Origin of the sequence: Occallatibacter sp., from assembly GCF_049510455.1 — a bacterium.
GTDB lineage: Bacteria > Acidobacteriota > Terriglobia > Terriglobales > Acidobacteriaceae > Telmatobacter.
This window is the reverse complement of record NZ_JBEKYX010000098.1, coordinates 1-22,570: the sequence shown is the minus strand read 5'-3', so window position 1 is coordinate 22,570 and position 22,570 is coordinate 1. Positions and strand designations below refer to the sequence as shown.

The 22,570-nt window shown below is 58.0% G+C and carries 12 protein-coding genes; 8 read left to right on the top strand and 4 right to left on the bottom strand.

Going from position 1 to position 22,570, the window contains the following annotated elements:
* Positions 1 to 121: 121 nt before the first annotated feature.
* A complete protein-coding gene (locus tag ABSG47_RS16815) occupies positions 122 to 763 on the top strand; it encodes a hypothetical protein (protein WP_424170858.1) in 642 nt (213 codons plus the stop codon).
* Between the two features lie 69 nt (positions 764 to 832).
* On the opposite strand, the gene ABSG47_RS16810 is transcribed toward ABSG47_RS16815, so the two are convergent.
* A complete protein-coding gene (locus tag ABSG47_RS16810; RefSeq protein ID WP_424170857.1) occupies positions 833 to 2,920 on the bottom strand; it encodes a beta-N-acetylhexosaminidase in 2,088 nt (695 codons plus the stop codon).
* A 195-nt stretch (positions 2,921 to 3,115) separates the two neighbouring features.
* On the opposite strand from ABSG47_RS16810, the gene ABSG47_RS16805 reads away from it, so the two are divergent.
* The 3 genes from ABSG47_RS16805 (at position 3,116) to ABSG47_RS16795 (ending at position 11,662) form a co-directional block, all read left to right on the top strand.
* A complete protein-coding gene (locus ABSG47_RS16805) occupies positions 3,116 to 3,901 on the top strand; it encodes a DeoR/GlpR family DNA-binding transcription regulator (protein WP_424170856.1) in 786 nt (261 codons plus the stop codon).
* A gap of 446 nt (positions 3,902 to 4,347) precedes the next feature.
* Positions 4,348 to 7,812 carry an outer membrane beta-barrel protein gene (locus ABSG47_RS16800; protein ID WP_424170855.1) on the top strand — a complete coding sequence of 1,155 codons (3,465 nt, stop codon included), beginning with the start codon at positions 4,348 to 4,350 and terminating at the stop codon, positions 7,810 to 7,812.
* Between the two features lie 334 nt (positions 7,813 to 8,146).
* Positions 8,147 to 11,662, top strand: a complete 3,516-nt coding sequence (locus ABSG47_RS16795) for a glycosyl hydrolase 2 galactose-binding domain-containing protein (RefSeq protein WP_424170854.1) — start codon at positions 8,147 to 8,149, stop codon at positions 11,660 to 11,662.
* Between the two features lie 6 nt (positions 11,663 to 11,668).
* On the opposite strand, the gene ABSG47_RS16790 is transcribed toward ABSG47_RS16795, so the two are convergent.
* Positions 11,669 to 14,101, bottom strand: a complete 2,433-nt coding sequence (locus tag ABSG47_RS16790) for an ABC transporter permease (protein WP_424170853.1) — start codon at positions 14,099 to 14,101, stop codon at positions 11,669 to 11,671.
* 319 nt (positions 14,102 to 14,420) lie between these two features.
* On the opposite strand from ABSG47_RS16790, the gene ABSG47_RS16785 reads away from it, so the two are divergent.
* The gene (locus ABSG47_RS16785; protein ID WP_424170852.1) at positions 14,421 to 14,624 is read left to right on the top strand and encodes a hypothetical protein; all 204 of its coding nucleotides are present in this window, start codon (positions 14,421 to 14,423) and stop codon (positions 14,622 to 14,624) included.
* A 9-nt stretch (positions 14,625 to 14,633) separates the two neighbouring features.
* Complete coding sequence (locus ABSG47_RS16780) at positions 14,634 to 17,279, top strand: ABC transporter permease (protein ID WP_424170851.1); 2,646 nt, start codon at positions 14,634 to 14,636, stop codon at positions 17,277 to 17,279.
* Between the two features lie 23 nt (positions 17,280 to 17,302).
* Here the strand turns inward: ABSG47_RS16780 and ABSG47_RS16775 are convergent, their stop codons facing one another.
* Together ABSG47_RS16775 and ABSG47_RS16770 are read right to left on the bottom strand one after the other, a co-directional pair.
* On the bottom strand, positions 17,303 to 18,964 hold the full coding sequence (locus ABSG47_RS16775) for a SpoIIE family protein phosphatase (RefSeq protein ID WP_424170850.1): 1,662 nt from the start codon (positions 18,962 to 18,964) through the stop codon (positions 17,303 to 17,305).
* An 18-nt stretch (positions 18,965 to 18,982) separates the two neighbouring features.
* On the bottom strand, positions 18,983 to 19,336 hold the full coding sequence (locus ABSG47_RS16770) for a hypothetical protein (RefSeq protein WP_424170849.1): 354 nt from the start codon (positions 19,334 to 19,336) through the stop codon (positions 18,983 to 18,985).
* Positions 19,337 to 19,466: 130 nt separating this feature from the next.
* Here ABSG47_RS16770 and ABSG47_RS16765 point away from each other — a divergent pair, with 130 nt between their 5' ends.
* Both ABSG47_RS16765 and ABSG47_RS16760 read left to right on the top strand, forming a co-directional pair.
* Complete coding sequence (locus tag ABSG47_RS16765) at positions 19,467 to 21,728, top strand: protein kinase domain-containing protein (RefSeq protein ID WP_424170848.1); 2,262 nt, start codon at positions 19,467 to 19,469, stop codon at positions 21,726 to 21,728.
* On the top strand, positions 21,725 to 22,093 hold the full coding sequence (locus ABSG47_RS16760; protein WP_424170847.1) for a hypothetical protein: 369 nt from the start codon (positions 21,725 to 21,727) through the stop codon (positions 22,091 to 22,093). The genes ABSG47_RS16765 and ABSG47_RS16760 overlap by 4 nt, the downstream gene beginning before the upstream one ends.
* Positions 22,094 to 22,570: the final 477 nt, after the last annotated feature.

Below are 22,570 nucleotides of genomic sequence, written 5' to 3'. Positions count from 1 at the left end.
GCCCCCCGCATGAGCCTCTAGCAACTTCCTGCGAAGATCATCACTGTACGCACGCGCCATCCCTACACTCTGCCCACAAACGCTACGTCAGCAAAGTATTAAACTATATACCTATGAGGAATTGGCTCTAGAAGCAGGAATAGGCGAGTATAAGGGCTGGGATCGGAAAAAGAAGAACGGGTTTCTCTATTCACTTGTAGGGCTACTCAATGTGCGCTGCTCCCGACATTTCTGTACGGGGATATTTATGGATTCCTACCGAGGGATGAACAACGACTACACAATTGAAGAGAGTATCGGTATGCCATACGCCCTTGCAGCTCGTGTGCTCATCGCAAAGTTACATGAGTGGCAGGACGTAAAAGGAGATGAACGATCAGAACTGCACGTCGTTTTTGAAGACGGAACATATGGGAAAGGAGACCTATTGGAGGTATTTGCCAAAGATCGAATTCCCACTCCATCGTTTGTCAAAAAAACAGATTGCATCGCCGTACTAGCAGCAGACCTGATCGCATGGGAGTGTTTTCACGCAATTCTGCAAGACAAAAAGAGGGAGCCTTCGCCGCGTCCGTCGATGGCGCGAATTATGGAGCATGACTTTGTCGAGGGAGTCATGCGGCGGCCGGAACTGATGAATTTAGTCAATCACCCCGACAAGCCTATCGAGGTGCGGAGTATGCTTGCTTCCAATGTCGAGCTTGTGTTCTCAACGGCACCGAAGAGACCTCGAAGGAGACGAATATATGACAAAAAGCAATGAGTGTTGAGATTGTCGGGTGCCCTATCCTTGACGCGTCTTTGTTTTTGCGCCGAGGGTGGGGCACCACCGCTAACGGCTCGCAGCCGCACTCTCCGCCAATTTCCCAAGCGCCGGCAAAAACACAAACCGCACATACGCCGCAGGCTGCTCCGCATTCTTAAGCAAAGCCTTCTGCTTGTCGAGCCATCCGGCAGGCGGAGCCGTATGCGCGTCAAGATACGCCAGCGACTCCAGCCCGACAGTAGCAAGCGCAGCAAGCTGCTCCACTCGTGGACCGGCATCAGCGAACCGCCCCGACCTCTGCGCCAGCGCAAGAAGCTGCGGCGTAGCCTGCTGCCACGCAAGGAATCTCTCGCGCAAAGCAGCCTCCGCGCCCTTTGAATGCTCATTCACGAGCGCATCCACCTCCGCGGCAATCTCCTGCCGCGCCGGCGGATCGGCAACAACCGCATCCACCAGCCCATTCAGCGGAGTAAGCGCATCCGTATGCTGAACGTCTTCGCGGTCGCCAAAGCTCACCGGCTCCGTAACAGAAGCGAGCACATCGAGAGCGCCCGTATGCGTAGAACCAACAATACTGCGGCGCAATGTTGCGGGGCCGGAGATATGCGTCAAGCCAGCATCTTCAAGCTCCAGTGAAACAACCTGCAGACGGCGATACATATCCGCCACATCGCGATCGTTCTGCGGTGACCAGAAGCGCTCCGCCACAGCTATGGTGCGCGGCCAGATGCGCGAATCAACGGTTTCGGGATGAAGTTGCTCAGCCCACATGCAGACTTCGCCGCCGATGATCTTGCTCTGCTGCTCCGGAGTCAGCTTGGTCTCCGCCGGTATCGGATCGGCAAGAAACATCTCCTCGCTCGTCTTCTGCCCGTCGAGATAGTAAGGCGCCGAAAGAAGTCCCGTATAACCCTGCGCCGCGCCCGCGGAAAGCGACTCCTCGCCGCGCCAGCTCTGCACAATAATGTCCTTCGGCAGAGCGGGATTCAGAATCTCATCCCAGCCCACCATCTTCTTGCCGTGCTTCTGCACAATCGGCAGCAGGCGCTGGTTGAAATACGCCTGCAGATCGTCTTTGGTCTTGAATCGCTTCTTCTGCATGAACTCCTGGATGGACGCGCTGGTCTTCCATCCCGAACCATCCACCTCATCGCCGCCAATGTGGAAGTATGTATCCGGGAAGATCTCCGCCATCTCTCCGATAAACGCATCGAGAAACTTGTAAGTGGATTCCTTCGTCGGATCGAGCTCGCCCTGATTCTTTTCGTAATCCTGAAACTCCTGGGGAATCCTCGTCACTGTCCGCCCATCGCCCAACTCCGGATAAGCGTGGACCCAGCTCGCAGTATGTCCCGGTACGTCAAATTCGGGCATGACGCGAATGCCGCGCGCACGAGCATACGCCACAATATGCCGCATTTCATCCTGCGTGTAGAACTGCCCCAGGGATGAGACCTCGGTGAGCCGAGGAAATTTTTTGCTCTCCGCGCGGAACCCCTGGTCGTCGCTCAAATGCCAGTGAAAGACATTCAGCTTCGCGACCGCCATGCCGTCCAGCGTTCGTTCGATCACGCCGATCGGCTCAAAGTGGCGAACTACATCGAGATGAAATCCACGCCAGGCAAAGCGCGGCGCATCGTCAATCGTGACTGCGGACAGGCTGCAGGCGCCGTCACGCATCGTTGCGAGCTGCAGAAAGGTTTCAAGGCCGTGCATCGCGCCCACATCGGTTGCGGCGGTCAGAGTTGCGCCGGCGGGTGAAACGGCCAGCTTGTAACTTTCGTCCTCATCCAGCCCCTGCACCACGCCGCCCGGCCCCGCCACAGCCAGCGTCAGAGTGAGCGGATCGCCATCCTTCGCATCGTATTGCCTGCGCCGGACGCCTCCGCATTGCTGATTGAGCCGGACGAGGAAGCGGTCGAGCGCGCCATCCAGACGCGCGTCATGCGCGCCCGAAAATCCTGCATGGAAATGCTCATCCAGCTTGAACTCACCCTGGCCTGTTTCGGCTGATTTAGGCAGAGGCATTACGGACAGCTTCGGCGACTGCAGAGCATTGCCTGTCTGCCCAGCCATGATCGTTAGCACGGCAATTGTCAGCGCTCCCTGCAAAACCCTCGACCTGCGCGCACACGTGTAGTTGTCTCGAATCATGCTTTTAACTCCGAAAGTTTTACCGCGCGCTCGTCTATATAGACAAGCTCTCAAAATACATGGCAAAAACTGTTCAATGATCATATCCTGCGTAATCAATCATGCCAACAAGCAAATTTTGAGCAAAACGCGTAAATTTGATTGAACAAAGGGATCGGTTTCCCGTAAACTGCGCCCGGACCCCTGTGGAGAACAATGTCTGACGCCTTAAGCCCGCGTGCCGAGCAACTGCTGAAATATCTTTTGCGCACCGGCACAGCCACCATCGAGGAACTGCTTGCCGTCGCCGGTTCCTCTGCGCCATCGATTCGTCGCGACCTGGCGCGCCTGGAAAATCGCGGCCTGATACGCCGCACACACGGTGGCGCCACCCTTGTCGAGCCACTGCTCTACGAGCCTTTTCGCTTCGATTCCTCCTTTTTGGCGCGTGAGCAACGCTACGCTGCCGAAAAGCGCCGCATCGGTCTTGCCGGCGCGGAACTGGTGCAGGCCAACGAGACCATCGGCCTCACGGCAGGAACCACTACCACTTTCGTCGGCCGCAGCCTTCGTCATCGCGACAACCTCAAGGTCATTACCAACGCGATCAACATTGGGATGGAACTCTGCAATCAGCCCGGAATCCGCACATTTCTCACCGGCGGCGTGATCCCGTGGACATGGTCCTTCTCGCTTACGGGCAATGCGGCGCTCACTTATCTGAATGATGTTTATATGGACCGGCTATTTGTCTCCATCACCGGTATCGATGCTGAGCGTGGAGTCACCCAACTGGAGCCGGAAGAGGCGCTGGTCTACCGCAAGATGCTCAAGCAATCCAAGCAGGTGGTCGTGGTTACGGATTCGAGCAAGCTGGGTCGCGTGGGTCCCGCATTTCTATGCCCGCTCAGCGACATTCACATCCTGATTACCGATACGGGCGCTTCCCCCGAGGCGCTGGCGCCTTTCCAGAAGCAGGGAATCAAGGTCATTCTTGCCTGAGCGTTCCTGAAATCCTCAACTCACCCGAATTTGCGCGCGCTGATCCCCTGGATTTCGGTGGCTTATGGTATGCCATCCGGAGATGCCCAATCTTATACTTTGAGCAATATCAATCATTTACACCACCCATCAGTACATTATTTTAACTAACGTTGATCGTTTAAGGCCAAATTGTTCAAAATTCCTCTTGTGTTTTCACAAAATTCATCCTATTGTCGTATCCACACGCTGCCGGGGACTCTAGCTGCAGCTCGAAGTGGAGTGAAAAACAGGAAACGCAAGCCACTCGATCCAGCTTTATTTCAACCTCCAACCCGGGCCGGACTCTTCATTCAGGAGACTTTCCGGTCAGACCTATCTCTCCTGAAGTTTGAACCAGGCACCTGGTCCGAGTCGCGCGTAGCCGTTGCCGGATCGCACGAAAAAAAGAAAAAGGAGACGTGCTTATGTCACGAATCAATGTGAGGCAGATGACACACGCCCGGCTGTCGGCAATCTGTACCATGCTGCCGACGAGGCATCTCAGGAAACCAGCGGGCCTGCTGTTTGGGTTGCTGCTTGCGGCTCTGCTCGTTGTGCCGCAGTTTGCTCGCGCGCAGGAACTCACCGCCACGCTCGCCGGTACTGTGACCGATACAAGCGGCGCGGTCATTCCCAACGCTGCCGTTACCGTTACGGAGAATGCCACCAAGGCCGTTCACACCGTGCAGTCGGACGCTTCCGGCAGTTACGTTATCACCACCCTCCCCGCCGGAGCCTACACGGTCTCGGTCGTTTCCAGTGGCTTCGAGAACTATCTGGCCAAGGATGTCGTCCTCCTTGTCGCTGAGAAGCGCGGCCTCAACGTCCAGCTCAAGGCCGGTGCGGCATCCACAACAGTCACCGTGGAAGCCGCCGCCGTCGCCGTCGATACCGAATCCAGCGCGCAGGCCGGCACACTTACCGGCGAACAGATCACCGAGCTTGAACTCGCGGACCGCAACTTTCAGGAGCTTGTCACACTTCAGCCCGGTGTCGTGAACCAGATGGGCGATGAAACCCTGCCCACCAATATCGGCATGTCCGTCAACGGAGCCCGCACTAGCGCCAACAACTGGACCATTGACGGCGCAGACATCAACGACTCCGGCTCCAACGCCACCATCGTCAATGCGCCCAACGTCGATGCCATCCAGGAGTTCACCCTCCAGCGCGGCAGCTATGACGCCGGCTACGGACGTTCCGGCGGCGGCCAGGTTCTGGTGGCCACCAAGGCTGGCAGCAGCACCTTCCATGGCGAGGCCTACGAGTTTGTCCGCAATACTGTCCTCGACGCCAACGAGTGGTTCAACAAGCGCTCCCAGATCGAAAATGGCGAACCGAATGAAGCCGCTGTCAACCACCGCAACGTTTATGGATTTACCATCGGTGGTCCAGCCTACATACCGCACCTCTATAACACTTCCAGGAAGAAAACCTTCTTCTTCTGGGCTGAGGAATGGCGCGACAACGACAATCCTGGCGGCGGTTCATTTCCCGCTGCCACACAGAACGATCTGAACGGTGTTGTTGCGGGCAACTATACAGGCGCTCCCGCGGGCTGCGCCACCTACAGCGCGGAGTCCAACAGCACCACCATCTCACCCTCCTGCTACAGCGCCAACTCGCAGGTCTATATCAAGAACATCTTCGACAAGTACCCGGCAAACGGCGCAAACGGCTTTTACACCTTCGCCTTCTCCGCGCTCAACAACTACCGTGACGACATTGTTCGCGTTGATCACTACTTCAACGACAAGGTTCACTTCTTCGCGCGGTATCTCAATGACACCATGCCCTCGGATGATCCGGAAGGTCTCTGGGCCGGTTCCAACTATCCCAACCTGACCGACACTTCGTACAACTCGCCCGGCAGGAATGTGGTCGGCAACCTCACCTGGACCATCAACCCGAAGGTCGTGAATGAATTCGAGTTTGTCTGGGCGCAGGGCTCCATCGCCGCCAACATCAAGCCCGGTCAGTTTGCAACTTCGACTTCGGTCAACCAGGCCCTCACAGATCAGTGGCAGCCTGACCCCTACGGCAAGGTTCCCGCCATCACCATTACCGGTGTGACCGGCTTCAACGCTGGATCGTCGCCATACAAAGAGCGCAACCTCGATCGCACCATCTTCGACAACCTCGCTCTCACCTTCGGCAAGCACACCCTCCGCCTCGGCTTCCAGACGCAGTGGATGGTCAAAACGGAGAACGCCGTCAACGGCAATCCCAACTTCAGCTTCAACTCCTGGGCTGACTTCCTGGTGGGCAACGTGGCCACCTTCTCCCAGGTCCTCCCGGACATCATCCCGGATCTACACTTCACCAACAGTGAGGCCTACATTCAGGACGACTGGAAGATCACGCGCCGCCTCATGCTGAACCTGGGTGTCCGCTGGAGCCGTTTCCCGTCTCCCACAGACCTCAACAACACTCTCAGCAACTTCGATCCGAACTTCTATGCCTCGCAATTCAGGCCGCAAATCGACGGAGGCAATGCCACCACCGATACCAGCGCGGGCAATTTCCTTCCCGGCCAATTTATCAACGGCAACCAGCTCATTCCGGCTACATACACCAACGGCATGATCTTCCCCACTGGAAAGGCATGCACCAGCGCTCAGGCGATCGCGCCCATGTCCTCATGCTCGCCCTGGGGCAGTTATGTCAACCAGAACGACAATGCCAACTTCGGTCCTCGTATTGGTTTCGCCTATGACCTCTTCGGCACCGGCAAAACCGTGATCCGCGGCGGCTTCGGCATCTTCTATGACCGCCTCCTCGATGGCATCTGGGAGCAGAACGCCTTCACCGATCCGCCTTTCGCGCAGAGGACCACCATCGTCAACGCTCCCTTTGATAACATCACGGGCGGCTCGACTTCGGTGCCGCTGGGCCCGAACGGCATTGACGTAACCGGCAATCCCACCTTCAAGGTGCCCAGCTACGGCAACTTCAACCTCTCGGTACAGCACCAGGTTCTGCCCAGCACCGTGGTGGAATTGGCCTACGTCGGCAACACCGCGCGTCACCTGCTCGGCGAGTACGACATGAACCAGCCGACGGTTGCCTCGCGCCTCACCGCTCCCACGGAATCGAGCGTCAACTACATCCGTCCTTTTGCAGGCTACGCGGATATCCTTACGCGTTTGCCGGCCTTCTCCAACAACTACAACGCCCTGCAGTTCAGCATCAATCACCACTCGCACGGTCTGCAGCTTGGCCTTGCTTACACCTTCTCGAAGGATCTGACCAACAACTCATCGGACCGTGCCAATGTGGCCACCAACACCTACAACTTCCACCTCGATTACGGTCCGTCCACCTACAACCAGCCGCAAACCTTCACGGCCAACTACGTCTATGACCTCCCGTGGTTCAGGCAGCAGCACGGCTTTACGGGTAAGGTTCTCGGCGGATGGGAAGCCTCCGGCATCACGCAGTTCTGGTCCGGTACCTCGTTCTCACTTGCGCAGCCCTTCGATCCCTACGATCCCACGGGCATCAACGTAGGCATCGGTATGTCCGCGGCCGGCATTGCTCCGCGTCCCGATCAGATCGCCTCGGTAAGCAAGCCCAAGAGCGTCAACGGGTGGTTCAGCACCTCTTCCTTTGCTCCGGCCATCGGTCACTTTGGCTCAGAGGGTAACGGAAGCCTGCTCGGTCCCGGTTACAACGACTGGGATCTGGCGGCGATCAAGAACATCAAGTTCCTTGAGCGTATGAACTTCCAGTTCCGTGCCGAGTTCTTCAACGCCTTCAACCACGAAAGCTTCTCCACCGTCGACAGCAGCCTGGCTGATTCCACCTTCTATGGCGGCAGCGGCTTTGGCGATGTGACGGCAGGCCATTCGCCCCGTCGCATTCAGTTCGGCGGCAAGATCAGCTTCTAACCTCGCTGCAAGGCGGACAACAAGCAGGCCGGAGCGTAAGCTCCGGCCTGCTTGTTTTGCGCCGTTCCATACGAGGAACGATTAGCCATTTTCCAGGCAAAGGGAAGAACCTGCTTTTGCTTTTTCCCTAACCTGCTAACTTGCCATGCGCGCAGCGCGCCAACTTGCTGCTTTTGTTTTGTACTTTTTGCCCGCCGTCACCTGTAACCTGCCGTTACTTTTGTTTCGAGCAAGCCAAGTGGTTTGAGCGCACTTCAAATTGACCGCTGGTTCATCCGCAATAGAAACTGGTGTGGCCTTTTGCAATGACTGCATGTTGGCCCTGGAGATTCCGTTGAGAGTTGCTGCATCTATCCTGCGTCTTGCCTCCTTTGTAGTATGTTCTGTCTCCATTCTGGCTGCTCAGCAAGCTACGCCGCACGCCTACACACGCGGTCTGGGGGTATATCCCGGCGATCCAAAGCAATATGACGGACCCGCTCTTGTAGCCGCTCCGGCTGGACTGTATCGGAATCTTGCGTTGCACCGGCCCGCGTATCAGTCGAGCGCCTACGATTACAACCTCACCGCGCAGCTTCTGACCGACGGCATCAAGGAAACCGCGCTGCCCGCATGGATTACGGCTTCCACCAGCAGTGCAGGAGAGCTTCCCAGGAACGAGCGCGAGCTTTTTCTGGATGGCAATCCGGTTTCTTTCGTCCCATTGTCAGGCTCTTCTCCGTGGGTGCAGTTTGATCTCGAAGGCAGCAGCGCAGCCCCAACCATCGACCGCGCCGACATATCCCTGCGCAAGATCAACGCGCCCGTTCCAGCCGCAGGCTGGGACATCACCATCGCCGGCTCAAACGACAAGACCACCTGGCAGCCGGTAGCTTCGTTTCATGGCACAGACTTCGGTGAGCACGATGCCTTTGCCAGCTTCAAAAAAACAGTTCCCTTCCAGGCAGCAGCAAACTTCCGCTCCTACCGCGTAACAGTTTCCATTCCCGGCATACCGTCTTTCGGCCTCGCAGAGGTCACGCTCTTTCATGGCAACAGTGAAGTCCGTGTCGCAGGCCCGGACATTTTCTCAAGCGCCTGGATGAGCGCAGGCAGCGGTGAAGAGTGGGTCAGCGTAGACCTCGGCGCCGTTTGCGCCTTTGATCGCATCAAGTTGGACTGGATTCGCCGCGCCGCCGAAGGCGAAATCCAGATCTCCGACGACGGCAAAGACTGGAAGACGCTGCAATCGCTATCGAGCGACGACATACATCTCTCAAGCCCAACTCATGCGCAATGGGTCCGCGTGCATATGACAAAGCCATCCGAGCCGAACAGCCGTTACATCCTCAGTGAACTGGAAGTATGGGGACGCGGCGGCGTTGTGCCCGCAGCCAAGCCGTCTGCCATGCAGCAGGACGGCACACTACGCCTCGCAGCAGGCAAATGGCATCTGCAGCGCGCCTCGCAGGTGAGCCAGAGCGGCGAGCAGCTTTCGAACTCCGGCTTTTCGGATAAGGACTGGATGATCGCCACAGTCCCAGGAACAGTGCTCACAAGCTACCTGAACGATGGCGCCATTCCGAACCCCGACTTCGCCGACAATCAATACGAAATCTCCGACTCCTACTTTTGCGCGGACTTCTGGTATCGGGATGAGTTTGTAGCTCCAGGCGCAAAGCAGCCCGGCAAGCATTACTGGCTCAACTTCGACGGCATCAACTGGAAGGCCGAGGTGTATCTGAACGGCCAGCATGTGGGCCGCATTGATGGCGGCTACATGCGCGGACGCTTCGATGTCACAGCGCTCATTCATCCCGGCGCGGCAAATGCGCTCGCCGTGCGCATTCTGCATGTAGACAACCCCGGCAGCACAAAAGACAAGGAAGCACGCACTCTCAACGGAGGCGCGCTAGGCCGCGACAATCCCACCTATCATGCCTCAGCAGGATGGGACTGGATCTCAACCATTCGCGGACGCGACACCGGCATCTGGAGCGATGTCACGCTCACCACCTCCGGCGAAGTGACAATCGAGAATCCGCTGGTGACAAGCAAGCTGCCGCTGCCCGATACCTCGCAGGCTGACGTGACCATCCAGGCAAGCATCCGCAACCAGGAGACGCATCCGGTGAGCGGAACGCTGCACGCGCAGTTCGGAGCCATCACAGTGGAAACGCCCGTGACACTCGATGCGTCTTCCACCAGAATCGTTGAATTCAACCCAACCACGCACGCCGCGCTGCACATCGCGAATCCGAAGCTATGGTGGCCAGTCGGCTACGGTGATCCAAATCTCTATCCCGTCAAGCTCACCTTCATTGAGAGCGGAAAAATCTCCGACACGAAATCCTTCAACGCCGGAATCCGCCAATTCGCCTACTCGGAAGATGGCGAGATACTACGCATCTGGATCAACGGTCGCCGCTTCATCGCCCGCGGCGGAAACTGGGGCTTTCCTGAATCGATGCTGCGCTATCGTGCACGCGAGTACGACACGGCCATGCGTTATCACCGCGATCAGCACTTCAACATGGTTCGCAACTGGGTCGGACAAACCGGCGATGAGGCCTTTTACGATGCGGCTGACCGCTTCGGCATCGTAGTCTGGCAGGATTTCTGGCTCGCCAATCCCTGGGACGGCCCGAACCCGGACCACAACGATTTCTTTCTGACCGTTGCTCGCGATTACCTGCTGCGCATTCGCAATCATGCCTCGCTAGGCTTGTTTTGCGGACGCAATGAGGGCTTTCCGCCGCAGCAGATTGATGACGGCCTACGCAGCATGACAGCGGAGCTATCACCGGGATCGCACTACATCTCAAGCTCTGCCGATGGCCCTGTTAGCGGACACGGCCCATATCGCGTGGAGCCGCTGAAGGTGTATTTTGCCAACGCGCCAAAGAAGTTCCACAGCGAAATCGGCTCGCCCAATGTGCCCGAGCTGGAGATACTGCGCCACACAATCTCCGAACAAGGTTTATGGCCGCAGAGCAAAGAATGGCCGCTGCATGACTTCCATGACAACAATCCCTTTGCCACGCAGATTGAGAAGAATTACGGCGGAGCAAAGACGCTTGAAGAATGGACAAGCCTCACGCAGTTCGTGGATTACAACTCGTACCGTGGCATGTTCGAGAGCCAGAGCAATCATCGCTACGGGCTGCTGATATGGATGAGTCATCCAGCGTGGCCGTCGATTTTGTGGCAGACGTACGACTACTTCTTTGACACCGATGCTGCTTATTACGCCGCGAAGAAGGCCGCTGAGCCGCTGCACATTCAGTGGAATGCGAACGACGACACCGTGGAAGTGGTTAATTACAACGCAGGTGCGCAAACAGGCCTCACAGCTCACGCGGAACTACTCGGACCGGACGGCGCAGTGCTATGGCAGAACTCAGCAACGCTCGACAGCACCGAGGATTCGACCACCGCGCCAATCAAAATGCAGTATCCCGCAGCTTTAACCGGAACACTGCGGTTCATCCGCCTGACGCTGCAACGCGGCGGAAAGACCGTAAGCAGTAACTTCTATCTCTACGGCGGAGCCGACGAGGACTTTACCGGCATTCGCAATCTAGCACCAGCACAGGTAAGCGAGAGATCCCGCATAACACAAACAGGAACAAAGTGGATCATCGACACGGAGCTGCACAATGCTTCACAGACCCCAGCACTGATGGTGCGCGCAAAAGCAGTCCGTACAAAGAGCGGCGATGTAATTGCGCCAGCTCTCTACGACGACAACTACATCGCGCTGATGCCCGACGAAAGCCGGACCATTCACATTGAACTGGAAGACGTGGACACGCGCGGCGAGCGGCCACGCGTGCTGGTGAGCGGATTCAACGTGAGCGCAGCAAAGTAGCCGCGCTCATTCCTCGCGCAGCAGAATCATCGGATCGACAGCCAGCGCGCGCCGCGCAGGAAGCCATGCGGCAAGCAGTCCGAGAACAAGCATAGTCAGTACCACGCCGCCAAGAATAAACGGATCACGCGGCGTGGCCTGATACACGATGTAGGCGAGGAGACGCGTGGCGAGCATGCCGAGGATAATCCCGGCAACTGAACCGATGGTCAGCAGACGAAAAGCGCGCCCAAGCGCTGCTCCGAGCACCTTGCGCTGGCTTGCTCCAAGCGCGATGCGGATGCCGAACTCGCGAAGGCGCTTGGAGACAGTATAAGAGGCCATGCCGAAGATGCCGGTGATGGCGAGCATAGCGCCGAGCAGGCCCAGGACACCTAAAGCCACAGTCGCGACGCGGGCGGCAAAGAGAGCGGAGTCAAGCTCATTGGACCACGTGCTGATTTCAAGCGGCATCGTTGGATCGAGGCCGTGCAGCGAGCGCTGAAGCGCAGAGGCGATCTCATCGGGAGCGCGCTGAGAGCGAACGACAAGCCATGCCTGCGAGCCGCGCTGCTGCTGGAAGGAAAAGAACATTGCAAGCTTGGGATCTTCTGTGAGCGTCTCGTATTTTCCGTCTTCAACGACGCCGACTACGAGAACGCGCTCGCCTGCCCAGACTTTGAAGTGGCTGCCGACGGCTTTATCTACGGAGCCGAAGAGTTTGGTGGCGAATCGCCTGTTGATGACGGCGACGAGAGGGCTGGGATCGGCATCATTCATGTTCAATGTGCGACCGGCGAGTAAGGTGGTTCCAGCAGCGCTCAGGTAGCCGGGCGAGACGTTGAACTGCTGCGCGTCCCCGATAGAGTTGGTGGACCGATAGTCCGTGGTGGAGTCGGCGTAGATGTCGGAGTCGTTGCCGCCGATGCTGAGCGGCAGCCTGTCGGCAAATCCAACGGAGGTGACACCGGGAATGGATGCGGCCGCATCGAGCATCTTTTTCTGCATGGGAACCCATTGGTCGTGCTCATAGCCGGCCATTTTCAGATCCGTCTTGGCAAGTACGACGCCAGCGGGCTGGATTCCGTAGTTGCTCTCAAGAGAGCGGGCGAGGCCGCGCACCGCGACCAGTGAAGCAGTGACAAGAACAGCGCAGATGGCAATCTGCAGAACCAAAAGTACATCGCGTATGGAGATGCGCCGAGCTGCCCCAGTCGTAGCTCCGCCTGCGCGAATGATTTGCCACGGATCGCTGCGAAGGATCTGGCGAATGGGAACAATGCCGAAGAGCAGTCCGCTGAAGATAGCAAGAAACACAGTAAGCGCGTAAGTCGTCACATCCGGATTGACAGGAACATTGATTGGAATATTCGGAATAGGCCGCCATGTGCTCAGAAGCCGAAGAATAGCCACAGCCCCCGCCATGCCAAGCGCGCCTCCGGCAAACGAAACAAGCAAAGCCTCCGTGAGCAACTGCCGAAAGATGAGCTTGCGGCGCGATCCAAGAGCCATTCGGACGGCGATTTCACGCGAGCGGTCAGCGGCGCGCGCAGTAAAGAGGCTGCCGAGATTGGCGCATGCGGCAAGCAGGATGAGGCCGGCGAGAAGCATGAGCCCCGCCATGAAAGCGCGCGTCGGCTTGCCCAGCGTATTTCCGGCGAGACCCGGATGCGTGAGGACAAAATTCAGGCCATCGTCTGCTTTGGGATATGCCTTGGCCAGCGAAGCGGCGATGGTGTTGAGATCGGATGTGGCGGCCGCAGGTGTAACGCCGGCCTTGAGATGGCCGAGAACCCAGTCGGAGTGGCTCCCGCGATTGTCGAATGACTCCCACTCGGTGATCTGGGGCTGGTTTACTAACGGTGCCCAGAGATCAGGCGCAAAGAAGAGTTCAGTGCCGCGGAAACTCTGAGGCGCGACGCCAATAACAATGTAGGGGTGTTTGTTGAGTTGTACGGTGCGGCCAACGACAGCGGGATCGCCATTGAAGTGGCTGTGCCAGAAGGCATAGCTGAGGACGACTTCGCTGATGCTGTTCTTGCCGTGCTCCTCTGAGGCGTGGATAAAGCGGCCGAGATACGGCTGAATGCCAAGCGCATCAAAGTAATTGCTGCTGATCATGTACGGCCATACTGAGACAGGGTGTCCCTTGCCGTCGTCAAGGCCGACGCCGCCGATGATGTTGTATGCGATGAGCTGATCGAAGCTGTGGTTCTGGTCGCGGAGATCGCGGTAATCAGGATTGGACTGCGAGGGCGAGCTGTCGGAGCCGTTGGCGCGCTCGATCATGAAAAGGTTCTCTGCATGGGGAACATTGAGCGGGCGCAGGATGAGCGCATTCAGTACGCTGAAGACAATCGCGTTTGCGCCAATAGCCAGCGCGAGCGTGAGCACGGCGGTCAGGGCAAAGCCAGGCGATTTTCGCAGTTGACGCAGGGCGAGCCGCAGATCGGCAGTCATGTTTTCCTCTTTTTTGGAGCGCAATTTTCCGCTGTCGGGGATGGATACGGATAAGTGTGGGCGGTGGTTCCGTAAAAAATTGAGAGAAGTGGAAAATCAGGCGATGGAAGCCTCGGCGCTTATGCGGCGTCTCTGAAAAATCCGGCAGGCGACGCTGAGCAGAGCAAGCGCTGCGCTTGTCCATCTCTCAGTGTGTCCCCCCTTGACGTTCGACAAGAGAGAAGTGTATCCTTTGTCGAATGTCAAGGGGAGATGATGCCGCAAACTGCCGATCTGCTACAGGGAACGCTGGACATGCTGATTTTGAAGGCTATTGTGAATGAGCCACAACATGGATGGGCAATTGCACAGCGCATTCAGCAGGTTTCGAACAACGATCAAAGCGCAGTGGGGCGCGAGCGAAAACAATCGCAAGGCGCGGTTTTACTCGCTGACGGTTGCGGGCAAGAAGCAATTGACTGCGGAGCTCGCAAACTGGCAGCGGCTGGCCGGCGCGGTCCACCTGGTGCTGGCGGAGATATAAGGAGCAAGTATGTTGAACGAGCTTTGGTCCCGAGTGCAATTTGTCTTTGGTGGAAAGCAGCGCGAAGAAGTGGACGAGGAGATCGGCTTCCATATAGAGCGGGAGGTGGAAGCGAACGTTGCCGCGGGCATGAGCCTGGATGAGGCGCGGCGGCAGGCGGCGATTGCGTTTGGCGGGCGCGAACGCGCGCGGGAGCAGTGCCGCGAGGAGCGTCCCTCAGCGATTGCGATCTGCGCAAATACGACGATCTTCAGCCTGCTGAACCAGGCGCTGCTGCGCGCGCTGCCGGTGAGCAGGCCCGATGAGTTGGTGGTGTTGAGTTTTGCGGGATCGCTTTATGGCCATCATCATTCTGAAGGTGGCAGCGATGATGCGCACATCCATGAATTTTCGTATCCAATGTACCGCGACCTGAGCGACAAAAACATGGCGCTGAGCGGATTGATTGCTTCTGCGCCCGCAGGTGTGGGTGTTACGTGGAACAACCGCTCCGAGGCTGTTTCCGCGGAGATGGTGAGCGGGAATTATTTTGAGACGCTTGGTGTGCGGCCCGCGGTGGGACGGCTGTTCGTGGCCAGCGATGAGAGCGCGCCGGAAGCGAACCCCGTGGCAGTGCTGAATTTCGATTACTGGAAGTCGCACCTGGCTGAAGCACCGGTGCAGGGCCAGACTCTGTTAGTGAATGGAACGCCGTTCACGATTGTTGGCGTGGCTGCGCCGGGCTTTCACAGCGCGGTGTGGGGACGCATGCCCGATGTGTATGTGCCGATCACGATGCAGCATACGGTTGAGCCGGAGTGGGATTATCTGAACGATCGCAAATCGTACTGGATTACGCTTGCGGGACGGCTGCGGCCCGGAATCACGTTGCAGCAGGCGGCGGCCTCATTGAATGCGCTTTTTCTATCGGAGCGCAGGCTCGAGTTTCCGGCGCTTGCGGATACATCGGAGAAGACGAGAAAGGGATTTATCGACGCTGCGCGCCTGAATGTGGAGGCGGGAGCACAGGGATTTTCGCCGACGCGCGACGATCTGAAGACGCCGCTCGCGATCATCATGGGCATGGTGCTGCTGGTGATTGCGATGGCGGTGGTGAATGTGGCGGGCCTGCTGCTGGTGCGCGCCGCCAACCGTGTGCGCGAGTTCAGCGTTCGCTATGCGCTAGGGGCTACAAACGGACAGATCCTTCGCCAGCTTTTGTGCGAAGGGATACTGCTGGGTACCTTTGGCGCGGCGCTGGGATTGGCATTTGCACCGGCTACGCTGTCATTGCTGATTCGCTGGATGGCGCATGGCAGCGAAGGCGAGCAGGTATTTACCGCAACGCTCGACTGGCGCGTCTTTGCCTTTACGGCAGCGGCCACACTGGTTGGCAGCCTTGTCTTCAGCCTTGCGCCGGCAATCCAGTTCTGGAATCCGCGGTTGATGGACTCCCTGAAGCAACAAGCCGGAACGGGCAAGGGACAATCGCTGCGGTTCGGCAAGACCTGCGTGGCGCTGCAGATTGGATTCAGCCTCTTGCTGCTGGTAGGCGCGGGAATGTTTGTGCGAACAATTCAGAACCTGCGCAGTGTGAATCCGGGATTCGAGACCGAGCATCTGCTCGCATTCAACCTGGATCCGGCGACAGCCGGCTATACTGCGGCAGGTGTCGCTCCGGTTGAGCAGCGCGCGCTGGAGGCGATTGCCGCATTGCCCGGCATCCGCGCGGTGGGCGCGACAAACGATGAGGATCTGGTTGGCGACAATATCGAAGGCGACGTGGATGTGAACGGTTACAAGCCCAAGCCGAATGAAGAGTTCGACGTGGAGCTGCCGTGGGTCAGCAGCGGATACCTGGAGTCGCTTGGGATTCCGTTGATTGCGGGGCGCATGTTGAACGCCGGAGACACGGCCACCTCGCAAAAGGTCTCAGTGGTGAACGAGAGTTTTGTGAAGCACTACTTCGCCAATGCGCAAGCCGCGCTGGGCCAGCATGTAAGCCGCCCCGGCAACAAAAACCGCGCGCCTGTGGATACGGTGGTTGTGGGCGTGGTGGGCGATGTGAAGCACGCCAGCGTGCGCGACCCCGCGGTGCCGACCTGCTACATGCACTACCTGCAACAGAGCCGAGCCACGGGGCTTACCTATTACGTGCGCACCTGGCAGGCGCCGCAGACGGCGGCGAACGGGATTCGCGCGGCCGTGGCGAATATCGATTCGAAGCTCATTGTGAACGGCATCAAGCCCATGAGCCAGGCGATTGACGAGAGCATCCAGGACCAGCGCGCCATGGCGATGCTTGCTGCGATCTTCGGTGGAATCGCCGCGCTCCTCGCTGGCATCGGCCTTTACGGAATCCTCGCTTACTCAACGGCGCAGCGCACTCGGGAAATCGGAATTCGCATGGCCCTCGGCGCGCAGCGTGGAACGGTTGTGCAGCTCATTCTGCGCGAGACGCTGATCCTGGCCGGATGCGCAGTCGGCGTTACAATTCCGATCGCGCTGCTTGCAGTGCGCGCAGTCAAGAGCCAGCTCTTTGGCGTCTCCATTGTCGATCCCGTGGTGTACATCTCAGGCGTGCTTGCGATCTCCATCGTGGCAGCGTTGGCAGCCTTCGTCCCAGCGCGCCGCGCGGCCAGCATCGATCCAACCAAGGCGCTCCGGACGGAGTAATCACGCCCGGATCAGACACAACCTCAGACAGACCCGAGGTAGCGCACGTCGAGCAGTGTACAGTCATCCTGCGCAGGCGACGATCCCTGAAACTCTGAGACAAGGTGGAGAATGGCATCGATGCGTTCGAGGTGGGCGGCGCTGAAAAAGCGCGCATCTCCAAACTGCTCTTCAATACCATTTTCAGCTTCGACAATGCCGTCTGTAGAGAGCAGTATGCGCTCACCGGGCGCCAGGCGAATCTGACCGGACGAATAACTCGCCTCGGAGATCAAACCAACCACAAGATTGCTTTCCGGAAGCGCCTGCACGCCCGTGGCTGTGATGTGCAGCGGCGGAATGTGGCCACAGTTGATGTATTCCAGCAGGCCGTCGGGATAAAGCTTCATGAGGACCAGCGTGGCGTATTTTTCGAGGCTGCGCGCGGTGAGGAAGCGGTTGACGAGGGCTGCAATCTCAGCGAGGGCCTGGCCGGTAAGCATCTGCGCATGGATAATGCCCTGCAGAGTGGCGGCTACGATCGATGCCGGAACGCCTTTGCCGGAAACATCCGCGATGACCAGGCCAAGTGAATCCGGCAGCGGAATAGCGTCGTAGAAATCGCCTCCAATATCGCGGCAGGGAATGGTGCGAGCCTGCAGCGATGCATACTGAATGCTAGGCAGATTGGCAGGCATAAGGCCGGCATGAATGCGCGCGGCAATCGCCAGCTCTTCCGCGGCCTTGCGTGCTTTGATCTCATTTTCCACGAGGAGAGCATTGTTGAGCAGGTTGGCGGCCTCAGTGGAAATGGCGTCGAGCAGCTCGTGATCAAGCGTATCCAGGCGTCCCGCGGAGGCGCGGCTGTCGAGATAAAGCACTCCCAGCAGTTGCGGAGTTTCGGCGTGCGGGGCTTCCGCGGCGGTACCGCGCCGTCGGAGCGGAATGCAATAGATGCAGCGAATCGAGTTGGCGAGAATGCTGTCGGAGGGCTGGTCCTGCATGCTGGCCCAGGTATCGCTGATGGTGAATTTGGAGGAGTTTTCGACGGCCTGCTGGATCGCGGAGCGGGAGATCGTGGAGTCTTCGTGCAGAAACTCGCCGGTGGAGCTGAGGCCCAGCGCGAGATTGAGCGATGCATGGTGAGCCGCGCCGGAATCGGGATCGAGAAGAAACGCAAAGCCGCGCTCTACACTGGTGAGCTGGATGGAGAGCTGAAGCAGCGCGTGGAGAATGTCCTGCGTGGCGGAGCCGGCATTGAGCTTGCGCGCCGCGTTGAGCAGAAAGTTGAGCTGTCCCATCTCCTGCGCGGGAGTGCGCTCGCGGGTGGAGATCTGTCCGAGAGTTGTGAGCAGATCGCTTGCGATGGCGAGATGGAAGGACTCAGCGCTGGTGGCAAAGGCGTGGAAGCGGACCTTCGTAGCTCCGGGCGAGCCGAATTGCAAGACATCGCCCGACCGCAGCAATGCGGATTGCATGCGCGTGCCGTTGAGGTACGTGCCGTGAGAGCTGTCGAGATCCTCGACCTCGTAGCCCGCGGAGGTTTCCCGCAGAACAGCATGACGGCGTGACACAAAGGTGTCGGAAAGAACGAGATCCTGGTCGGCATGACGGCCAACGGTGACGGTATGCCGGCTGAGCGGAAACGAATGCGCGCCCTCGGCGTTCGAGTAAGTAAGCACGGGCCTGTGTGCGGGAGCCACCATGGAAAGATCGTATCCCTATTATGAGGCGGGAGTTGCGGGTGCGGCTGTGGCAATATCGGACGGCTTCAGCTCGGCGACCGGAATTTTGCGGCCGTGAATTTCAACGATCGCGTTGCGCAGCCCTTCAGAGGATTGGACGACCTGCTTGAGAGCGTCGATGATGGCGGCGGCTTTGGTGAGAACAATGGGCGCGACGGTGAGGAAGCCCATGATGGCCATTTCGGTAGCGCCAAGATCGCGAGAGGCAATAGGCTGCGCACCGGCACGTTCAACATCGGGCAGCGCGGCCAGGCCGGATTGCAGCTTGGCTGCCAGCGCGGCGGCGTCTGTTCCGGGCGCTGTTTCAAAGTGCAGGGTCAGGGTGTTAGGCATTGGGCGCCTCCCGTAAGGATGAATGCGAGTCGGGTGTATTCTACATTCCATCCTGCTGTTTCTCTAATTCTTCTTTTTCTAGCAATATACAGCGGCAGTTTGTGACCGGGACAGCCGTAGAAAGGCTCTGATGGCCGAGGTTCCTTCGCCGGAAGTGACGCAGTCGCAGGGTGTGTCGCGCGACGCTGAGGCGACGCGTGCGCCGGACCCGGATGCGACACGCGCTCCTGATCCGGCGCTGGTCGGGAGCCCGCAGGGCGCGACGACGGTGCCGCTGAACGGACCAGAATCAGGACAAGTTTCAGAACAACTGAAGGCATGGGGAAATTTTCAGCTTCTGCAGGTCCTGGGTCGAGGCGGGTTCGGAGAGGTATATCGTGCCTGGGACCCGGTTCTGGAACGGGAGGTCGCGCTGAAGCTCCTTCTGCCGCGCGGTATGGACCCGGAGCTGGAGTTTACAACGATGGTGGCCGAGGCGCGCGCCATGGCAAAGGTGCATCATCCGAATATCGTGCCGGTGTATGGCGTGGACCGGCGCGAGGGACGCGTGGGCTTCTGGAGCGAATTTGTTCGCGGGCAAACGCTGAATGCGTTAATTGCTGCACAGGGCGTGATGGATGAGCGCGATGCTGCGGCCACGGTTGGAGCGTTGTGCGATGCGCTGGGCGCGGTTCATGCAGCGGGCTTGCTGCATAGAGACATCAAGCCGGGCAACGCAATGCGGGATGCAAGCGGGCGCGTGCTGCTGATGGACTTTGGACTGAGCCAGAATCTGCTCTCGGGAACAGGATGGAGCGGAACTCCGGCATATATGGCTCCGGAGGTAGCAGCGGGCAATGCAGCCACAGCGCAGAGCGACTTGTATTCAATGGGCATGCTGCTTCGGTTTCTAACAACAGGTTCAGTAGCTCCTGTGGCCGTGGTTCCCGCGCGACTGGCAGGAATTATAAAGCGGGCTACAGAGCCAGAGGCACGGCTGCGATACGCAAGCGCGGCACAGATGGGCGCGGAGCTGGCAGCGGTGCTTCAGGTAAAGCCGGAGCCGGAGAAGCAAGAGCAGAAGGAGCGCAAGGAAAAGAAGGAAAAGCAGCCGACTACCTTCTGGGGCTATGTGCGCAAATACGGCATAGCGGCGATTGTGCTGGCGTTTGTCTTCGGTCCGCCGTGGTGGAAAAAGATCCACAATGCGAGCGTTGCGGCGGTGCATCCGGGCTACCAGGATTACCTGGATGCGAATGAGGCGCTGGAGCGGGACGACATTCCTCGAAATACGGAGAAGGCTATCGACCTGTATCTGGCTGCACTGAAGCAGGAGCCGAAGGACGCGCTGGCGCAGGCGGGACTGGCTCGGGCGTACTGGGAACAGTATGAGGACACGAGCGAAGGTAAATGGGCCGATGAGGCGAATCAGGCAAGCGCAAAAGCAATGACAATGAATCCGAACCTTGCGCTGGTTCAGAAAACCGCGGGGGCAATTCATGTAGCTCAGGGAAAGTTTGACGTCGGAATGCAGGAACTCGAAAAGGCAAAAGGGCTTGACCCACGCAGTGCGGATGTTCATGCGGCTCTTGCGGAAGCCTATCGCCAGCAGGGGCGAATTGAGGATGCAAAGAAAGAATTCCAGCAGGCGATGGATCTGGATGACGAGAACTGGCGCTGGCCCTATTTGCTGGGAGCGATGCAGATCGATACGGGAGATTTCAAAGACGCGGAGCAGAGCCTGAAGACTGCGCTCGAAAAGACGCCAGAGAACGCGCGAGTCCTGTACGACCTTGGGCTGGTGTATCTAAAGCGGGACCAACTGGACGAGGCACGAAATGCACTGCAAAAGTCCGCAACGCTGGATGCGCGAGCCGACACTATGATGGCACTCGGATATGTGTCCTTCCGGCAGAAGGATTATGAGGCTGCAATTGCTGCGTATAAACAGCTCGTAGATACTACATCGGCGCGATTTGACGTATGGGGCGATCTGGCTGAGGCTTATGCGGCTGACGGAAAACATAATGCGGAAGCGGCTGAGACCTACAAGAAAGCTGCAGAACTGGCCGGGGAACAGATAAAGCGTACGCCGGATAGAGCCTATGTGGTTTCATCCTTGGGCAAATATTACGCCAGCCTGCAAGATAGAGAGCGAGCCGTGCCGCTACTACGGAAATCGATTGCGCTCGCGCCAAATGACCCCGATGTGGTCGAGCGAGTGGCGGAGGCGTATGAAGTGCTTGGAGTGCGGAAAAATGCGCTGGAATTCCTTGAAAAAGCATTGCAGCTTGGCTACTCCGTCGACTACGCTAAGTCGAGTCCAACGTTCCAGTCACTTCGTAATGATCCGAATGCTCCCCCGGCGATTCGGAATACAAATTCTGAGCAGAAAGACGGAGGAGACAGATGAGCAAGACAGTCGTGCAGATTGTGCAGTCTGGAGATTACCGTGCGGCTCAGCCGCCACAGGTTGGAGTTTTTGCAGGAAACGAGATTGAGTTCGTAAATGTCGGCAGCGCCGGCACGCTGTTGGTGCTGACGCCGGAAACCGAGAGCATTCTTTCGCCAAAGCCGAGTTCGCCCGTGACCCTTGCCGGCGGAGCGACAGTCACGTACACATTTCTAAATCCAACTGGCAGCGGCTATCTGGCACAGGTGCTGCCGGAAGGATCGCCAATTTACCCAATCGACGAACAAGGTGCGGACGGACCCATACTGACGATTGAGCCATCGATAAATCGTGATCCGGGATTGCCCACCGGGCGTAAAGGCTGAGGCCACGAACTGTCCGAAATACCTGAAGAATGACAATGACTGCCGAGCTTTAAGCCTCTTGCTTGACAAATAAAGCCGGGTGCCCCATTCATGCGCGTTTTTCGCGCATGGGTGGGATAGCACAAAACCCAATCGTGTAGTCCTGAATCGAAGGGCATGCTTTTCAGTTCCTTAGAGCATTTCTCCTCTTGCTGTAGAGCGACCCCTGGCCGCAAAAACAAATACGCGGCGAGGGTGGACGCCCGAACTTTATACCTTCGGGAGAGATGCTCGAATGTTGCGGCCTGGGACGGCAGCTTCGGAGGATTTGCTGGAACAACTTTCGCTTTTTGTTTTCCCTGCAAGGCTGTTTTTAGAAGAGTGGGGAATTATGCCGCTATGTGATTGTTTTTGTGTAATTTATCGGTGATTTACAGTGTTTACTAATTGATTATCATGAGTGGTTACTTTTGAGGGGACACCCTCGAAAAAAAATTT

Coding starts and splice junctions, on each gene's coding strand:
- ABSG47_RS16810 (WP_424170857.1), bottom strand. CDS start 2,920: ATGATTCGAGACAACTACACGTGTGCGCGCAGGTCGAGGGTTTTGCAG.
- ABSG47_RS16805 (WP_424170856.1), top strand. CDS start 3,116: ATGTCTGACGCCTTAAGCCCGCGTGCCGAGCAACTGCTGAAATATCTT.
- ABSG47_RS16800 (WP_424170855.1), top strand. CDS start 4,348: ATGTCACGAATCAATGTGAGGCAGATGACACACGCCCGGCTGTCGGCA.
- ABSG47_RS16790 (WP_424170853.1), bottom strand. CDS start 14,101: ATGACTGCCGATCTGCGGCTCGCCCTGCGTCAACTGCGAAAATCGCCT.
- ABSG47_RS16785 (WP_424170852.1), top strand. CDS start 14,421: ATGAGCCACAACATGGATGGGCAATTGCACAGCGCATTCAGCAGGTTT.
- ABSG47_RS16780 (WP_424170851.1), top strand. CDS start 14,634: ATGTTGAACGAGCTTTGGTCCCGAGTGCAATTTGTCTTTGGTGGAAAG.
- ABSG47_RS16775 (WP_424170850.1), bottom strand. CDS start 18,964: ATGGTGGCTCCCGCACACAGGCCCGTGCTTACTTACTCGAACGCCGAG.
- ABSG47_RS16770 (WP_424170849.1), bottom strand. CDS start 19,336: ATGCCTAACACCCTGACCCTGCACTTTGAAACAGCGCCCGGAACAGAC.
- ABSG47_RS16765 (WP_424170848.1), top strand. CDS start 19,467: ATGGCCGAGGTTCCTTCGCCGGAAGTGACGCAGTCGCAGGGTGTGTCG.
- ABSG47_RS16760 (WP_424170847.1), top strand. CDS start 21,725: ATGAGCAAGACAGTCGTGCAGATTGTGCAGTCTGGAGATTACCGTGCG.